This is a genomic window from Paenibacillus tritici (genome assembly GCF_013204885.1).
Lineage (GTDB): Bacteria > Bacillota > Bacilli > Paenibacillales > Paenibacillaceae > Paenibacillus_AQ > Paenibacillus_AQ tritici.
This window is the reverse complement of record NZ_JABMKX010000023.1, coordinates 65,007-81,947: the sequence shown is the minus strand read 5'-3', so window position 1 is coordinate 81,947 and position 16,941 is coordinate 65,007. Positions and strand designations below refer to the sequence as shown.

15 protein-coding genes are annotated in these 16,941 nt (G+C 53.1%); 9 read left to right on the top strand and 6 right to left on the bottom strand.

The window, feature by feature from the left end; genetic code table 11:
- Positions 1-40: 40 nt before the first annotated feature.
- From HQN87_RS28650 to HQN87_RS28640, 3 genes are all read right to left on the bottom strand, one after another.
- Entirely contained in the window at positions 41-2,191 is a 2,151-nt protein-coding gene (locus HQN87_RS28650) for a collagen-like protein (RefSeq protein ID WP_173140249.1), read from the bottom strand.
- Positions 2,192-2,225: 34 nt separating this feature from the next.
- Entirely contained in the window at positions 2,226-4,388 is a 2,163-nt protein-coding gene (locus HQN87_RS32900) for an alpha-helical endospore appendage domain-containing protein (RefSeq protein ID WP_301953238.1), read from the bottom strand.
- Positions 4,389-4,498: 110 nt separating this feature from the next.
- Entirely contained in the window at positions 4,499-4,885 is a 387-nt protein-coding gene (locus HQN87_RS28640) for an alpha-helical endospore appendage domain-containing protein (protein WP_173140247.1), read from the bottom strand.
- 190 nt (positions 4,886-5,075) lie between these two features.
- On the opposite strand from HQN87_RS28640, the gene HQN87_RS28635 reads away from it, so the two are divergent.
- The 4 genes from HQN87_RS28635 to HQN87_RS28620 all read left to right on the top strand — a co-directional run bounded on the left by HQN87_RS28635 (position 5,076) and on the right by HQN87_RS28620 (position 8,433).
- Positions 5,076-5,354, top strand: coding sequence for a hypothetical protein (locus HQN87_RS28635; protein ID WP_173140245.1), 279 nt, complete (start codon positions 5,076-5,078; stop codon positions 5,352-5,354).
- Entirely contained in the window at positions 5,344-5,871 is a 528-nt protein-coding gene (locus HQN87_RS28630; RefSeq protein ID WP_173140243.1) for a hypothetical protein, read from the top strand. Before HQN87_RS28635 ends, HQN87_RS28630 begins: the two co-directional genes overlap by 11 nt.
- A 183-nt stretch (positions 5,872-6,054) precedes the next feature.
- Positions 6,055-7,317, top strand: a complete 1,263-nt coding sequence (locus HQN87_RS28625) for a nucleotide sugar dehydrogenase (protein WP_173140241.1) — start codon at positions 6,055-6,057, stop codon at positions 7,315-7,317.
- Between the two features lie 18 nt (positions 7,318-7,335).
- Positions 7,336-8,433 carry a glycosyltransferase gene (locus tag HQN87_RS28620; protein ID WP_173140239.1) on the top strand — a complete coding sequence of 366 codons (1,098 nt, stop codon included), beginning with the start codon at positions 7,336-7,338 and terminating at the stop codon, positions 8,431-8,433.
- Positions 8,434-8,559: 126 nt separating this feature from the next.
- On the opposite strand, the gene HQN87_RS28615 is transcribed toward HQN87_RS28620, so the two are convergent.
- From HQN87_RS28615 to HQN87_RS28605, 3 genes are read right to left on the bottom strand one after another with little or no spacing between them, the layout of a single operon-like run.
- Positions 8,560-9,105 (bottom strand): acyltransferase, encoded by a 546-nt coding sequence (locus tag HQN87_RS28615; RefSeq protein WP_173140237.1) that lies wholly within the window; start codon positions 9,103-9,105, stop codon positions 8,560-8,562.
- Complete coding sequence (locus HQN87_RS28610) at positions 9,086-10,009, bottom strand: NAD-dependent epimerase/dehydratase family protein (RefSeq protein ID WP_173140235.1); 924 nt, start codon at positions 10,007-10,009, stop codon at positions 9,086-9,088. The genes HQN87_RS28615 and HQN87_RS28610 overlap by 20 nt, the downstream gene beginning before the upstream one ends.
- Before the next feature lie 13 nt (positions 10,010-10,022).
- Entirely contained in the window at positions 10,023-11,012 is a 990-nt protein-coding gene (locus HQN87_RS28605; protein ID WP_173140233.1) for an NAD-dependent epimerase/dehydratase family protein, read from the bottom strand.
- A gap of 122 nt (positions 11,013-11,134) precedes the next feature.
- Between HQN87_RS28605 and HQN87_RS28600 the strand changes: the two genes are divergently transcribed.
- From HQN87_RS28600 to rfbH, 5 genes are all read left to right on the top strand, one after another.
- Positions 11,135-12,250, top strand: coding sequence for a DegT/DnrJ/EryC1/StrS family aminotransferase (locus tag HQN87_RS28600; RefSeq protein ID WP_343221787.1), 1,116 nt, complete (start codon positions 11,135-11,137; stop codon positions 12,248-12,250).
- A gap of 8 nt (positions 12,251-12,258) precedes the next feature.
- The gene (locus HQN87_RS28595) at positions 12,259-13,341 is read left to right on the top strand and encodes a Gfo/Idh/MocA family protein (protein ID WP_173140229.1); all 1,083 of its coding nucleotides are present in this window, start codon (positions 12,259-12,261) and stop codon (positions 13,339-13,341) included.
- Positions 13,342-13,704: 363 nt separating this feature from the next.
- Positions 13,705-14,679: a glycosyltransferase family 4 protein gene (locus HQN87_RS28590; RefSeq protein ID WP_173140227.1), complete on the top strand. Its 975-nt coding sequence runs from the start codon at positions 13,705-13,707 to the stop codon at positions 14,677-14,679.
- 23 nt (positions 14,680-14,702) lie between these two features.
- The gene (locus HQN87_RS28585) at positions 14,703-15,392 is read left to right on the top strand and encodes an N-acetyltransferase (protein WP_173140225.1); all 690 of its coding nucleotides are present in this window, start codon (positions 14,703-14,705) and stop codon (positions 15,390-15,392) included.
- A gap of 260 nt (positions 15,393-15,652) precedes the next feature.
- Positions 15,653-16,936: a lipopolysaccharide biosynthesis protein RfbH gene (rfbH, locus tag HQN87_RS28580; protein WP_301953237.1), complete on the top strand. Its 1,284-nt coding sequence runs from the start codon at positions 15,653-15,655 to the stop codon at positions 16,934-16,936.
- Positions 16,937-16,941 lie beyond the last annotated feature (5 nt).

Below are 16,941 nucleotides of genomic sequence, written 5' to 3'. Positions count from 1 at the left end.
TAGGGCTTGATTTTTATGGAGATATTTGGGTTTTAGGAACTCATTCGATTTGATAAATGGTTAATCCCGACAGGTCAGTAGTGAATGCAGGAGTCGCCTGACCGTCCAGCGAAATCGAGATTTGCACTTGCATCGTTTGAACGGGGTCTGCACCGGTCAGGATTAATCCGCCAGCCAGAGCCGTATAGTTCGCAGGCGCATTGCCGGGACCGAATAATGCAGAGTCAACAAGCGACACATAGGTCTGAGTATCATTTAGGAAAGTAATAATTTCCAGCAGCCGGATGTCGAAATTGTCCCCTGGAGAGAAGATATTAATCAGAAAGGATATAGAGATGTAGTAGACGCTGTCCGGCTCCAGAACGATCTTCTGTTGGGTATTATCAAGGTAAATGCTGCCGTCGCTGAATATTTCAGTAAATGTAATTATAGTTGTTGTATTTCTCGGTATCTCTGCACCTGGCTGGAACAATGCATTGTTGACAAATAGGAGATGGGGTCCTGTAGCGCCGGTGGAGCCTCGGTGTCCGGCTAACCCGGCGGCTCCCCGAGCCCCCGTCGGACCCGTCTGTCCAGCGAGTCCCCGCACACCGGTTAGGCCTGCCGACCCGGTAGTTCCACGCATCCCAGTTGGACCCGCACTACCCCTAAGCCCTGGCCCGATAGTCCCCCGAACTCCTGCCGGTCCGGCTGCGCCGCTGGCTCCTCTCAGACCTGATGGTCCGCGAACTCCGGGCTTCCTTGGTCCGCTAGGGCCTTGTATCCCACCCATCCCCGTATTTCCCCGGCTGCCTTGAAGCCCGCGTAATCCTCTTAGGCCCCTAATCCCCGTAACACCTTGTCTTCCCGGGATTCCCCGATTCCCGGTTGGCCCTTCTGATCCTGTAATTCCTCTCCTGCCCATTCCTGTTGGGCCGGTAATACCTTTGTCTCCTTGTGGTCCGGTAGCGCCCCGATGGCCATCCAGCCCAGTTACACCGGCATGGCCTGTAGCCCCTGTTGCTCCCGGAACACCGGTGGGGCCTGTAGTGCCCTGAATGCCTGCGAGTCCGGTGGCGCCGCGCGCCCCCGGACCGGTAATGCCTTGTATTCCAGTTGGCCCTGTTGTTCCTGATCTGCCTGGATTCCCTGTCAATCCTCTGGGCCCGGTGCTTCCCCTGTTGCCTGCGGGTCCTGTTGGTCCGCTGGAACCCTTCACACCGGTGTGTCCGATCGGCCCGGCCCCTCCTTGCATTCCTATGGCTCCCTTGTCTCCGTTACCGCCCCGGAACCCCCTTGATCCCGTAATGCCTTGAAGCCCAATTGATCCGGTGGCTCCCCGGGGTCCGGTGACGCCAACCGGTCCTGCGATCCCTCTGCCTCCAGTGATTCCGTCTAGACCGGTGGGGCCAAGCACTCCCGTCATGCCCCTAGAACCGGTGGGGCCGCTGGGACCTGTTATACCGGGGGTTCCAGGAGCACCTGGCTGTCCGGTAGCCCCAGCCGGCCCCGTCACACCTGCTCCTGTCGGCCCGGTGGGTCCGGTTTCACCGCGTTGTTCAATGTCTATCCAGGGAGTCCAAGCGGCTCCGCTGTTCGGGCTGCTGCGGTAGAAGAGGGAAGGATTCGAGATATAAATCTGCTGGACATAGGCTCCAACCCGGGAGACATATAGAGTCCAGACCGAGGGATGAACGGAAGGCGGACTGTCTGGGGGCGGGGAACCATTCTCATTCGTAGAGCTATAGACTCCGGCGGCTATGAATGAGCCCAGAATAGAATTAGAAGGCTCCGCATTATAAGGCATTGCACCTATGTCTGAAGCGTCCAGTACAACGGCTCCGGTCTCCCCGTTGACACTTGTTACGGCTCCGGCCCCACCTGTCGGCCCGGCTGGACCAGTGGGACCCGGAAGAGTCGGAACGCCCGCAGCGGTCCTCAGCTTGGAGTCCAGCATCATCTCCTGCCGGAAGAGGGTATCCATCATGCCTTGTGTGCTGCTGTTCACATCCAGAATCTGCTGCAGGGTAGCAGGGGGGCCGCTTAATCCCGGCAGTGTACCGAGGGCGAACTGTATTTTCTCTCCTTCTGCGTTGATAATGTGTGCCAGACCCAGTTCCTCCATAGCAATGGAAGAGAACAACAGATTAACAACATCGTCCCGAGACAGTGTAATTGACGGGGTGATATTTGGAATATTGGGTGTAGACAATGTTAAACCCCCTTCATGATTGTTATCAGGATGTTCAACCCAGCCGGATAATGCTCAGGTTGGACCCCGTGAAATCCGATTGAGCATCAGCGGTCCCGTCCAGAACAATGTTTGAAATTAGCTGCAGTGCTTGTTCGGGATCGGCACCGGTTAGTACGAATCCGCTTGAACCCAGCGTGAAGGACAATGAAGTGCCAGTCAGACTCACCGGTCTGCTTCCAAAAATGGCCACTGGCAGTGCTGCAGCATTCAGCGTTAAGAATAATTCCACAGAGGTTACCGCTACGTCGCCCGGAGTAAGATTGATGCGGATAAAGAAGGAGACGTAATAGAGGCTGCCCGGCTGTAAATTAATCGTATCCGGACTGCCATTTGTTGTTATGGTTCCGTTGCTGTGATTGAAGGCTTCAAGGAACGAGAATGGGAAATTTGTGCTGCTTAAGGGCATAGCCAGGGGCTGGAACACTGCATTGTAGGCGGCGATAGCCTCACCTGAGGGGCCTTCGACTCCTGTAACGCCTGTCGGTCCCGTAACGCCGGTGGGTCCGGTGATGCCGGTGGGTCCGGTGACGCCGGTGGGTCCGGTGATGCCAGTCGGCCCGGTAATGCCGGTGGGTCCGGTAACGCCAGTGGGCCCGGCAGTACTACCGGTCGGCCCCGTAAGGCCGGTGGGTCCGGTAACGCCGGTGGGTCCGGTAACGCCGGTAGGCCCAGTAACGCCGGTGGGCCCGGCAGTAACGCCAGTGGGCCCGGTAACGCCGGTGGGCCCGGTAATGCCGGTGGGTCCGGTAACGCCGGTGGGCCCAGTGATGCCGGTGATGCCTGTAACGCCAGTGGGCCCGGTGACGCCGGTGGGTCCGGTAACGCCGGTGGGTCCGGTAGCACCGGTAGGTCCGGCAATACTGCCTGTCGGCCCGGCAACACCTGTCTTGCCAATAGCACCGGCGGAGCCGTTTGCGCCGGTGGGTCCGGTAACGCCAGTAGGTCCTGTGATTCCCTGTATTCCTGTTACCCCTGTCGGTCCGGTGAGCCCCGTATGTCCAGTTGCACCAGTAGGTCCTGTGATTCCGGCAGGTCCGGTAGGGCCTGTCGGCCCTCTGGTACCGGTAGGGCCTGTATTTCCTGTCGGCCCGGTAACCCCTTCAGCTCCGGCAGCGCCGACAGTTCCGGCAGTGCCTATGACGCCGGTGTTGCCTCTGGGCCCAGCCATGCCTGTCCCGCCGGTGGCACCCATTGGTCCGATGACCCCGCTTGGGCCAATGGGCCCGGACGGCCCTGTGTCTCCGGTTGAACCACCGGGTCCGCGGAGTCCGGTGGCACCGGTCTGACCCGCTGCGCCGGTTGAACCGATGCCCCCAGTCGGCCCGGTGAAGCCCTCAGGTCCTCTGACGCCTGTGGGTCCGTGGAAGCCTGCTGGTCCTTCAGGCCCGCCGGGTCCGGTAATGCCCCGGCTGCCGCTAACCCCGGCTGGTCCCCTGACACCTGAAGGCCCCACAGCACCGGGTCCCGCAGGTCCTCTTGGTCCGGTAACGCCGCGTAGTCCTAAGGGTTGCCAAGGGTTCCAGGAGACACCTCCATCCTGGCTGCTGCGGTAGAACAGGGCAGGGTTGGAGATATAGAGCTGTTGCACGTAATCCCCTACACGGGAGACATACAGTGTCCAGACCGCCGGATGACTTACTGGCTGCGGGCCGTCCGGAGGCGCAGCACCGTTATCGTCATTGGAGCTATATATACCAGGCTGGGTGAATGATCCCAAGAGAGAAGCAGAGGGCTCTTCGCTTAAGGGCAGAGCCCCTATCTCGGCAGAGTCCACTTGAACTGCGCCCGTCAGTCCATTGACGCTGATGACGCCTCCGTCCGCTCCCGCCGGTCCGGTAACCCCGGGAGACCCAATTACGGGAGTCATGGCGGTGGCGGTCTTCAGCTTGGAGGCCAGCATCATTTCCTGGCGGAAGATGGTATCCAGCATGGATTTTGCGCTGTTATTCACCTCCAGCACTTGTGCCAGTGTGGCAGGCGGTCCGCTGATCCCCGGAAGCGAGCCAAGAGCATACTGGATCTTTTCACCTTCGGCATTGATAAGGTGTGCAAGACCCAGCTCTTCCATAGCAATGGATGACATGATGAGATTAACAACTTGATCCCTGGTCAGGGTAATGGATGGAGTAATATTGGGGATATTGGGGGTAGACAAATAAGACCCTCCTTTATGGTCGGATCTTATACTATATGACGATATTCAATAGGGGGAAGTGTATAGGGGTATTAGACTAGTGAAGCACAGGAGGGTGTGTATTTCGCCAGTTATTCCTCATCCGGTTCCTTCGGTTCCTTCGATTCATCAAGCTCTCCCAGTTCATCCAGTTCATCCGGTTCAACGAATTCACCATAGGTCTCGTTGTCGTCTGTGAGCAGGCGAAGAATGCGGTCCAGCTTGCTTAGGCTTAACCATTGTCCGTTCGAGACTTCTTCAAGCAGTCTGGAAGCCGTATTGTTGATGCGGATAACGCTCATATAGCTTAATTCCTCCGGACGGGATTTAACGAAGGCTTGAATGGCATCTGCTTCCGCACTGATAATATGGGACAAAGAGATTTCATTCATGGCCACGGAAGTGAGCAGGAGGGCTAGGCTTTCGCGCTTAGTGATTGATTGGCCGGGCTTCATTTCGGGAGAATCAGGCAAGGACATCCTTGGGCACCTCCTGTGACCGGCTGCAAGATCCGGAACTATTATAGTATCAATATATAAGGAACAAGCCGTATCTATTCCACCTATTCTTTCGCGGCGTCCGAAATCCGAAAAGTCCGATATATTAAGGGAGCAAGCTGCATAAAATATAATATTAAGCATCTGTGCACCTGTTAAAGGAGTGTAGGAATTGCGGACGAAACCAAAAATTACGGAAGCGGTATTTCTGGCTGCGGCTGTTGAGCAAAGGGCTATCGTCATTCTGCTGGCAGCTCTGACATCCATGTTACAGGCTGTTGCTGCCGAGCAGGCGGAAGAGCGGCAGTATCAGCCGCCCGGGCGGTTGTCCCGTCTGGAGAGGGCCGTCATCCGGGTGCTTCAGGCTCTGACGCGAAGACAGATGATCCTGCTTCAGTACGTCACCATCAATAGCCGACTGCTGGACGAGGTGGATAACAGTGAAGCCTGAGACTTCCGGACCGGTCGTTGAAGAGTTGAAGAAGGCTGTGGGCGAAGCGCTAGATCAGATGGAAGCATTCAAGCAGGCGAGCCGGCTGATTCCGGTTCAGGTCGAAAAAGAACTGGATGAGTTAATCGCCAAAACCAGGCTCCTCTTTCATTGGAGCGAAGGTGAAACCGGGATCCCCAAGCCTGAGACTGCAAAGGACAGCAAACCGGTGGTCTTCCGGAGAGTAAGCAGTATCAGAGCCGGCGGCAGATCACTGTTCCGTAGTGTAGCTGAGCCCCTCTCTGCTATTCGTCAGACCCCTGGGAAGCCGGAGCTGCTCGAGCGCCTGAAGTTGCCCGAGCGTCCGAAGCCTAAGAAAAGGAAGGCCCCAGGAAATCAAGCAAAAATGAATAAGAAAAATAACAAACCTGCCCCGCCGCTTAAACCGGAAGCCAAGCTATCCCAGCCTCAAAGGACAACGATCACGGCTCAGATTGCAGATATCCAAACCTCCTCCAATTTGAAACTGAAGGGCTGAGAAGAACCTGAGAATCGTCAGGTTCTTTTTTTATGCCTTAAGCAAATTTCGTCCTCTAAGTCCATGAATGAATGCACCTTTCAGGAACAACTACATATGCTGACTATGGTTAAGGCCCTTCCGGTCCTGAGGCGAGCCGATATACGGACCCGAGCCGGATAATTTGGTGAAAGGAGTACATCTATGAAACGAAAAATTGTGGTCGTCGGCTTGGGATATGTCGGTCTTCCACTGGCTCTGTTGTTTCATCAGAAGGATTATCATGTCATTGGTATTGATGTGGACGATGACAAATTAGTAAAGCTGCGCGAGGGAAGATCGTATATTTCTGACATTAGCGATGACCAAATCGGATGGCTGAATGCGTCCGGGAGCTTTGAATACACCGGTGATTTCTCCAGAGTAAGCGAGTCGGAAGCGATTATTATCTGTGTTCCTACCCCGCTGTCGGAGAGCAGTGATCCGGATCTCAGCTATTTGAAGGGCGCCATGCAGTCTATCCTGCCCCATCTGAGACCGCAGCAGCTCATTGTCGTGGAGAGCTCCACCTATCCAGGAACTACTGAGGAGGAATTCGTGCCGCTGCTGGAGCAGCATCAATACACTGTCGGCGAGGATGTATTCGTAGGCTATTCTCCCGAACGCATTGATCCGGGCAACCTGATGTATTCACTGGAGAATATCGCGAAGGTGGTTAGCGGAGCCACTACGGGCTGTCTGGAGCGCATCGTGGGTCTCTATCAGACGGTCTTCCGGACGATTGTACCGGTTAGTTCAACCAAAGCGGCTGAGATGACCAAGCTGCTGGAGAATACCTACCGCTTCATTAATATTTCCTTCATTAATGAGATTGGCAGGCTCTGCGAGGGGATGGGCATTGATGTCTGGGAGGTTATTGAGGCTGCAGCTACCAAGCCTTATGGCTTCACCAGCTATGATCCCGGTCCCGGCATTGGAGGCCACTGCATTCCGGTAGATCCGCTCTATTTGAAATGGAAGGCCAATCTGGAAGGGCTGGAGACGCCGTTCATTGACCTAGCTAAGAGCATCAACGACTCGCAGCCTGTGTATGTAATGGGCCGAATCAAGCAATTGCTGGCCGAATGTAACAGGAACGACCGGGTGAGGATTCTGCAAATCGGGCTGGCTTACAAAGCCAATATTGCTGATCTGCGGGAATCACCGTCGATCAGCCTGTTTCTGCTCATGGTAGCCGAGGGGTACGAGGTGGACTATCACGATCCATTTATTCCGAGCTTCACAGCAGGCGGTCATGAATACCATCATGTGCCTCTGAGCGAAGAGGTTCTTAATGAATATGACTGCGTAGTGATCTCCACCGCTCACCAGAGTGTCGATTACGAGATGATCCTTCGCGCTGCGCCACTGATTTTCGATACCAGGAACTGCTATGAGCTTGCTTATTCTCATGTTGCCAAACTTTAAATTCAAGGAGGAAATCATATGATTACTATCAGCTTGTGTATGATCGTTAAGAATGAAGAAGCGGTGCTGGCCCGTTGCCTGGACTCTATCCATGACATTGTGGATGAGATTAATATTATCGATACCGGTTCAACAGACAGCACAGTGGAGATTGCTAAGCGTTATACGGACCGCGTATTTTTCTTTCCATGGACAGGAAGCTTTGCTGAAGCCCGTACGGAGTCCTTCAAACATGCTACGAAGGAATACCTGCTGTATCTGGATGCGGATGATGTCATTCTGGACGAAGACCGCGAGAAGCTGCGCAAGCTCAAGGAGACCCTCGATCCTTCGGTAGATTCTGTATCTATGTTCTATGACGCTGGGACAGACGCTTATGGAAATGTTACTCTGCGGTACCGCCGCAACCGTATGGTACGCCGGGACCGCAATTTCCAGTGGCAGGGAGAGGCTCACCAATATCTGAATGTCTTTGGCAAGATCATCAACGAGAATATCTCGGTCACCCATAAGAAGATCAAGCATTCTGTAGGACGTAACCTGTCCATATACAAGACACGGATTGAACGGGGAGATGTATTCTCCCCCCGCGATTATTTCTATTACGGGAATGAACTGCGCGAGAACGGCCACCCGGAAGAAGCCATCAAGGCGTATGACAAGAATATTGAGATGAAGGATGGATGGGTCGAAGACAAATTCTATGCCTGCATTAATAAGGGTGACTGCTACCGCGCGCTCGGTGACAGCTTCAATGAGCTCGCCTCGCTGCTGCAGTCGTTCCAGTTCACGCGTACACCCCGTCCAGAGGCCTGCAGCCGAATCGGTTATAACTTTCAGGTAAATAAAGAATATAAGCACGCCATATTCTGGTATGACCTGGCCACCAAGCTTCAGCCGGATGACAATCAATGGAGCTTCAGTTATCCTGCATACTCCACCTGGTACCCCCACCTGCAGATGTGCCTTTGCTATTCCAAGTTAGGAGATCTCGAAAAGGCGAATGAACACAACGAGCTGGCCGCGACGTTCCGTCCGACTGATGCTGCGATCCTCCACAATCGCCAATGGTTCGAGGGAAAAGTTAAGCCCAAGGAAGAAACGCCAACAGAATAGGAGGAACCCTTCATAGTCATTCCTGACCAGGATTCCTCGCACCCATTGAATATCGCTTGACAGTTATCTCTCCATGCGTTGCCGCTCCTTCTTGGAGGAGCGGCATGGCTTCCGCCAAAAGGGATATTATTTCATAGTATCAGCCGTGCCTTGGTTCCGGTGCCGAATAACCTTAGCGGGTATACCTACAGCAACACTATAAGCTGGGACAGTGCGGCTGACCACTGCACCGGCTCCAATCCGGCTATGGGCACCAATGGTCACTCCGCCCAGTATGGTTGCCCCGATTCCAATATTGCAGTTCTCTTCGATCTGGATGGAAGTAAAGGTGAGTGGTGCAAAAACCATAGGCGCTTCCGGTTCCTCTCCTTCGATATGGGTGGCTCCATGAATCCGCACAGCCGGACCGATTCCGCTGTATTCACCAATATATAGACCTCCTGCACCATGCAGGAAGCAGCCGGGACCTATCCAACTATGTGAACCAATGCGTAGTTCGTGCTTGTAATAACCTTTAAGAATAGTGTTGTGGCCAATGTATACATTGTCGCCAAGGTGTACATTCTCAGGGTGGAAGATGCGGACACCGTCTTCGAAGATGACGTTGTCTCCGCAGCTTCCCAGGAGTCTACGGTTGATCTCACCGCTGCCCTCACTTTTCCATTGCTTCATCTCTGACCGCTCCTTCGCTTAAAGATGCTGAGGGGTCCACATGATATATCACTGTACGGCGGATGGCTTCGTTCCAGGGGGTGGATAACAGGCCACTGTGCATAGATAGCAGTTTATCGACGGAGCCGGTCATTTCCCTGTCCTGCTCATCAGAATATTCAAGCTTGAGTGTCCGGTTCAGCCCACTCGATAACTGTTGAACCAGCTCGAGCAGAGTCAGGCTGTGGCGGCCAGCGATATTGTAGATGCCGTGCAGATTATTGCGGATCAACCAGACAGATGCTTCAGCAGCATCCGCGATGTAGACGGGATTCAGTACCAGACCATGGCGCTCTCCGGCTATCCGTATCGTCTCATCACCCATAAGTTTATGAATCAGCCCCGGAATAAGCCGGGGGATTCTCTGACCGCCCCCGAAGGGGAAGAAATAACGCAGAATCAGGTGGCTGCGCGGCCACAGACAGGCGATATTCTCTTCGATTGCGAACTTGTATGCAGAATAGGGATCTTCCGGATGGGGTATATCACTCTCCCGTCTGCTGCCGGAATATCCATAGACTCCTCCAGTAGAGGCATATACAACATCTGTAATCTGCATAATCCGGCAACGCTCCAGGAAATCTGCTTCGCTGTTGAACAGCTTCTTATAATCTACAGAAGTAGAGCCGGGCAGTTGTGCCGCGTAATGGATAAGAAGATTACGGCCGCTGTAGGGAAGGCCCGCAGGCTGCGGCTCCGTAAGATCTAAGTATTGCCAGGAGGCGGAAGTACGGACCTGCGGTTTACGCCCTAGCAAGATGACCTGACCGTCCATTCCCGAATCTCTGAGAAGGCTGAATACATGACTCCCGATAAAGCTGGAATAGCCGGTGATGAATATCCGGTCATAGTGTGTAGTGTTCATGTGTTAAGCCCCTTCATATAGAATTATTATCCATCCCCTGACGGATATGGGCGGCTGTAAGCTTGATGCCTTCCTCCAGGTCGATCTTGGCCTGGAAGCCAAGCACCTGTCTGGCTTTGTTAAGTTCAGGGATGCGCAGTTCGACATCGACGGTGTCCTTCGCCTGGAACTGAATAGGAGACTTGGAGCCCAGCACGCGCACAATGGTATTGGCAAGGCCATAAATAGTGATAATGGTAGATTCGTTACCCAGGTTGAAGGATTCTCCGACTGCTGCATCTACCGTGAGGCAGCGCATAATGCCTTCAACCATGTCATCGACATAACACCAGGCCCGGATTTGAGTCCCGCTGCCATGCACCTGAATGGTCTGGTTCTGCAGAGCAAGCTCAATCATCGTCTTAATGGCGCCTTCTCCGATTTGTCCGGGACCATAGATATTGAATGGCCGGATAATGACGGTGGGCAAGCCAAACTCCTTATAGTGGGCATAAGTTAGATGCTCTTCGGCAAGCTTGCTTACCGCATAGGTCCATCTTGCTTCGCCTACAGCTCCCAGCACGGTGGCATTGGACTCGTTGGCGCGAAAGGCAACCTGCCCGAAGACCTCGCTGGTGCTGAAGCAGATTACGCGCTCACAGTGATCCAGAGTGGCCGCTGCTTCCAGCAGGTTGGAGGAGCCGATCATATTGACCTTCATCGTCTGCACGGGATTTCGGATCACCGTATCAATCCCTGCTATGCCTGCGGCATGGACGACATGGGTCGCGCCCTGAATAGCAGTCTTTAGCGCTTCCGGATCGAGAATATCACCATGTACGATGTTCAGATTAGGATGGTTGCGGTAGGGTTTGAACTTCAATGCATTCCGGGAGAAATTATCATACACTGTCACCTTATTATGTTCAATAATTGCACCGATCAGTGAGGAGCCGATAAACCCGGCTCCTCCGGTAATAAAAACATGCTTCCCGCTGAAATCCGGGAAATCCGCAAGGTTCATAATTGCCAGCCTCCTACATCCATATTTATGCATGAATAACATATGCGCCATTTGGAGAGTGAAGAACCTGGAAGGATGCCAGGCTGCACCGTTTCAACACCGAATCCATCCGCTTAAGGAGCGTGAATCGCTTGATCTCACTGATTCAGATCGACAGACAATTCCAGTCCATGAAATCCGAAATTCTAAGTGCAGTTGGAGATGTACTGGATCGCGGCCAGTTTATTCTTGGCGAAGAGGTAAGACGTTTCGAGGAAGAAGCAGCAGCCTATCTGCAGGTCCCCTATGCCGTCTCTGTCGGTAACGGGACAGATGCATTGGTTATGGCCCTGACGGCACTTAATATTGGTGAGGGAGATGAAGTCATTACGACGCCGTTCACCTTCTTCGCTACAGCAGAGGCGATCTCAAGAGTTGGAGCAACACCGGTCTTCGCGGACATTGATCCAGAGACTTATAATCTGGACCCGGCATCCGTTGAAGCAAGAATTACCCCGCAGACCAAAGCTATTCTGCCGGTGCATATCTTTGGCCAATCCTGCGGTATGCAGGCGTTCTCGGTATTGGCTGAACAATACGGTCTGGAGCTGATTGAAGATGCCTGTCAGGCCTTCGGAGCGGAGGATAACGGAGTCAAGCTCGGAACGATTGGCAGAATCGGCTGCTACTCCTTCTTTCCAACCAAGAATCTGTCCACCATCGGTGACGGAGGAATGCTGGTGACAAGGGACGGAGAATTGGCCGGTCGGCTGCGGAAGCTCCGGCATCATGGCAGTGTGAAGAAATACTATCATGAAGAGATTGGCTTCAACAGCAGGCTGGATGAAATTCATGCGGCAGTACTCCGCAGGGGACTGAAGCATATCGACGGCTGGAATGGAGTACGCCGCGCTCTTGCGCAGGTGTACGACAGCTTGAACGGGAAGAGCGGGCTGAGCACACCGGTGAACCGGTATCAGGGCAATTCTCATGTCTATCATCTATATTGTGTGGAGCATGAACAGAGAGATGACTTCATGGCATACTTGCAGGCTAACAACATCGCCAGCGGGTCTTATTATCCGCTGCCTCTGCATCTGCAGCAGGTCTACCGGCAGCTCGGCTATAAGCCGGGAGATCTTCCGGTTGCAGAGAGCAAATCTGAGCGGCTCTTCGCCCTTCCGCTCCATCCGTTCTTGTCTGCTGTGGAACAGCAGGAGGTCCTGGAGGTTGCTCTGAACTATTCAGGGAAGGAGTGAATGATCACATGAAGCTTGGCATTGGCATTATCGGTTGCGGACGGATTACAGAGAAGCATGCCGCAACCCTATCGCGGCTGGGCTCTGCCAGGGTTGTGGCTATCAGCGATATATCTATAGAGCGTATGGAGATTATCCACGGCCAATTGACCGAAGCTGCGGGGCATACTGCAAATGAGATCGCGATGTATCCCGACTATGCGGATTTACTGATTCATCCCGAGGTAAATGTTATTGTAATTGCGACTTCCAGCGGACATCATGCGGATATGGCTGGGGATGCGCTGATTGCTGGTAAGCATGTCATTATAGAGAAGCCCCTTGCGCTCACACTGGAGGATTCTCGGCTGCTGTCTAAGCTGGCCAGTCAGCGCGGTCTGAATCTGCTGGTCTGCCATCAGATGCGTTACCGCTTGCCGATGCTGAGAATCAAAAACTACATTACCAGCGGGCTGCTTGGAGATCTGTATTATGGCGTGGCTTCAATTGAAATCAGTCGTACCCCGGACTATTTCCGTCAGGCCGCCTGGAGAGGAACCTGGGACCAGGATGGCGGTATGCTGCTGAACCAGGGTATTCATCTCATTGATCTGCTTCTCTGGTTCCTGGGAGATGTAGAGGGGGCGTATGGCGAGTTGCAAAAACTCCAGCCTGGCAAAGAAATTGAGGATGTAGCGCTTGCCGTCTTATCCTTCCGCAATGGGACCAAGGGGCTTGTTGAAGCCAATACGGTTACCAGGCCCGGCAATTTCGGCTATTCCCTTCGTTTGTTCGCAGAGAAAGGCACGCTGATTATTAGCGGGAACCAGCTGGAGCGCATTGAACGATTTGAAGTAAGGGGTGTTCAGATAGCGGAAGAGGAGCTCCGCCGGCTCGAAGCAGACAGGGATGAGCAGCTGCGAATGTATGAAGCTTATCTGGACAGAATTCAGAATGGGCCAGAAGGAATGGTTGTCGATGCTCCAGAGGCCAGCAAATCTCTAGAAGCTATTTTCGCTATCTACCGTTCAGCTCTGGAAGGTCGCAGAGTGACCCTTCCCCTGACGGAATTCTCCACAGAGATCATGAAGGCGGGAAAATGGCACCGGTGATCACGGTATAAGAGAAGTTTATGTGCTGCTAGCAAGGATGCATGCAGAAGGAGGGATGAAGCCATTACTAGGGAAATTGAAGCGTTAGTTGAGGCCGCTAGTAGGGCGGGGCAGTGGGATGCTGTGGAGTCCTTACTGAATAGATGGGATAGGGAGGGAGACCTCACTTCAGTCTATTATAAGTATCGTGCAGAGCTGTCAGCTCTGCACGACGATGGTCATAACAGCTGGCTTTGGTTATGGAGAGGGTTGGAGTATTATCCGGAGAACAAGGTGTTAAATGACTTATACTTACAAGCTGATAGCAGGTTTCCTACAGCTTCATTGCGTGTATTTCAGGGGACCATGGAAATTGCCAATCAAATGAATACTTTAACTCGCGGATTACAAGCTCACGGGGTGATGGCACACTACCTGGATTATTCCTCAAGTTATCTGGGCTATGGTTCAGATTACTTCTGGCGGCTGGCTTCTGAACTCGGAAGTCCTGATATATATGATAGATTACGAAGATTTACACTCGCTCTGATTCCGAAATATGATCTTTTTCATTTTCATTTTGCTCAGAGCATCACTTTTGATCAGACGGACTATCCCCTTCTGCAGCAAGCAGGCAAATCAGTAGTTATGCAGCACTGGGGTAGTGATGTCAGATTGTATTCGGTTGCGAAGAAAAGCAATCCTTACGTGCTTGTCAAGCAGAATGAACAGATCGTAAGGCGGCGGCTTTCCCGGGTATCTGGCCATGTTCAGCATTGCATTGTTGCCGATAAAGAGCTTCTGCAATACGTGAAGGAGTATTATCCCCAGGTATCAGTTGTTCCGGTGATGATTGATTTAACCCACTACACCGTAGAAGAAGAATGGAAGCCGAACGAGAGGCTGCTGATTGTCCATGCGCCATCGCATCCGGGAATCAAGGGGACTAACTTTGTACTGAAGGCCATTGAAGCACTGAAGGAGCAGTACAATTTTGATTTCAAACTGGTTCAGGGAATGTCTCATGAGCAGGCCAAGGAAATTTATAAGCAGGCGGATCTGATTATTGATCAGCTGCATATCGGCAGCTATGGCCTTCTGGCCGTGGAGAGTATGGCGCTTGGCAAACCGGTCATCTGCTGGATCAGTGATTACATGACAGAGCAATACCCGGCAGAGCTGCCCCTGATCCGTGCCAATCCGGATACGATTCAGAGTGTCCTGGAGAATTTGCTGCAAGAACGGGATTGTCTGCCGGAGATTGGTATCCGAGGAAGAGCCTATGTGGAGCAGCACCATGATATGGTCAAGAACAGCCGGCGGATACTTGAAATATATCAACGTCTGCAATCAATCTAAACCAGATGTGAGGAGAATGAGCGTTGAGCATTCATGAGAGCGCAAGAATCGGGCAGGATGTGGAGCTTGGAGAGTATGTGGTAGTGGAAGAGGGGGTTGTCATCGGCAACCAGGTGACTATCGGTCACCACTGTGTGATCAAAGCGGGTACACAGATTGGAGATCGAACAGTGATAGGGGATCTGACGATTCTCGGCAAGAAACCCGGTGCGAACCGGAAGATGGCCAGGAAACCTGCCAAAGATCTTCCGGCTTTATTCATTGAAGCTGATGTAAGGATCGGCAGTCAGGTTACGGTGTATGCCGGTTCCGTGATCGGCAGCGGTGTTCTGATTGCAGATCATGCCAGCATCCGCGAACAGATTGTCATTGGGCAGGATACGATTCTGGGGAGGAATGTTATGGTCGAGCCGAATACCATCATCGGATCAGAGACAACGATTCAGACCAGCTCGTATATTACGGCGGATACGGTGATTGAGGATCAGGTCTTCATCGGGCCCTGCTGCTCGATGTCCAATGATAAGTATATGGCCAGCGGCAAAGGTCATCACCGCGGGCCGCGAATCCGCAGGGGTGCCCGTATAGGCAATAACGCATCTCTGCTTCCAATAGAAATCGGCAGTCAGGCGGTTGTAGGGGCTGGAGCGGTTGTAACCAAGGATGTTGTGCCCGGAGCTACCGTTGTCGGCAATCCTGCACGGCAGCGTTAATATTATTCCTGCCTTCAGCAGCGGATTCAGGGGACCTGGCTGTGCATTCATCTCAGCATTGCCGGGTTCTTCAGCTGTCCCGTAACACAGTGGACATCCACCAGTCCGCCGCATCCACAATTGCATTACATAATGGACAAGCCTTTGCTCATTTCCTTAGGATAAATCATTTCTATGTTACCGTTAGCCGCATATATTATCCCAAGGCCACAATATCCGTGAGAACCGGGAATGAATGAAACAGCAAAGGAGAGGATGGCTTGAACTCAATCCGAAGAGATCAAATAATGGAATTGTCTGCACTATATTACAGGGAGCAACGGCCCGAGCATTCATTCAGACCGGGAGTTGATATGATTCCTGCAAGCGGAAAAGTGTTCGACGAGCAGGAGCTTGTGGGTCTGGTGAATGCGTCGCTTGATTATTGTCTGTCTGAAGGAGACCAGGCCGCACGGTTTGAGAGGCGATTGGCCAAAACGACAGGAACACGGTCCTCTCTCCTGGTGAACTCCGGGACGAGTGCCAATAGGTTGGCACTTTCTGCCCTCACCTCTCCTTATCTGGGAGCAAGGAGATTACAACCTGGTGATGAGGTTATTACGATTGCCAGCAGATTTCCCGGCACCGTTATTCCTATTCTCCAGCATGGACTGGTTCCGGTATTTGTGGATGTGACGCTTCCGGCTTACAGCATGGAGACGGAGCTGCTGGATCAGGCGGTCACTGAGAAGACCAAGGCTGTCATGGTGGCTCATACACTGGGCAATCCTTTTGATATCGAATATGTGAAGCAATTTGCAGACCGGCACAGCCTCTGGCTGATTGAGGATGCCGGCGATGCTCTGGGGTCTATGTACCGGGGGCAACCGGTCGGATCTTTTGGTGATTTGGCGACCCTTAGCTTCTTCCCGGGACAGCAGATTACCATGGGCGAAGGAGGGGCGGTGCTCACCTCAAGCTCGCTACTTAAGCAGATCGTGGAATCCCTGCGCGACCTCGGCAACGCATCTCCTCATGCCTATAAGAATGCCCCGGCAGAGATGGGGCGGGCTCCTGGGGGATATGCCGGGAGCAGCCTCTTAATCCCCATGAGCTTCCATCTGCACGCAGCGGATCTCCATGCGGCGATCGGTCTGACGCAGCTTCATAAGCTTCCTGAATTCTCGCGGAAGAGAAGAGAGCATTTTCAATTTCTATACCATGCTCTGGAGCCTTTGCAGTATGCTCTGCACTTGCCGGAGGAGACACCGGGAAGCGAGCCGAACTGGCTCGGATTTCCGCTCACTGTGAAAGAGCATTCTCCGATCGGGCGTAATGAGCTGATCCAGAGTCTCGAAGAACACCGCGTGGGTACCCGCCTGCTGTTTCCCGGTCCTTCGCTGGAACAGTTCCAATACAGCACCGCCACCTACAGGATTGTAGGGCCGCTGACGAACACGAACACAGTCAGGAACCGTTCCTTCTGGATTGGACTGCATCCCGGCCTCACGGAAGAGATGTTGTCGTATTCTGCGGATGTGATCCATAAGCTGTTCACCATGTAACGGGG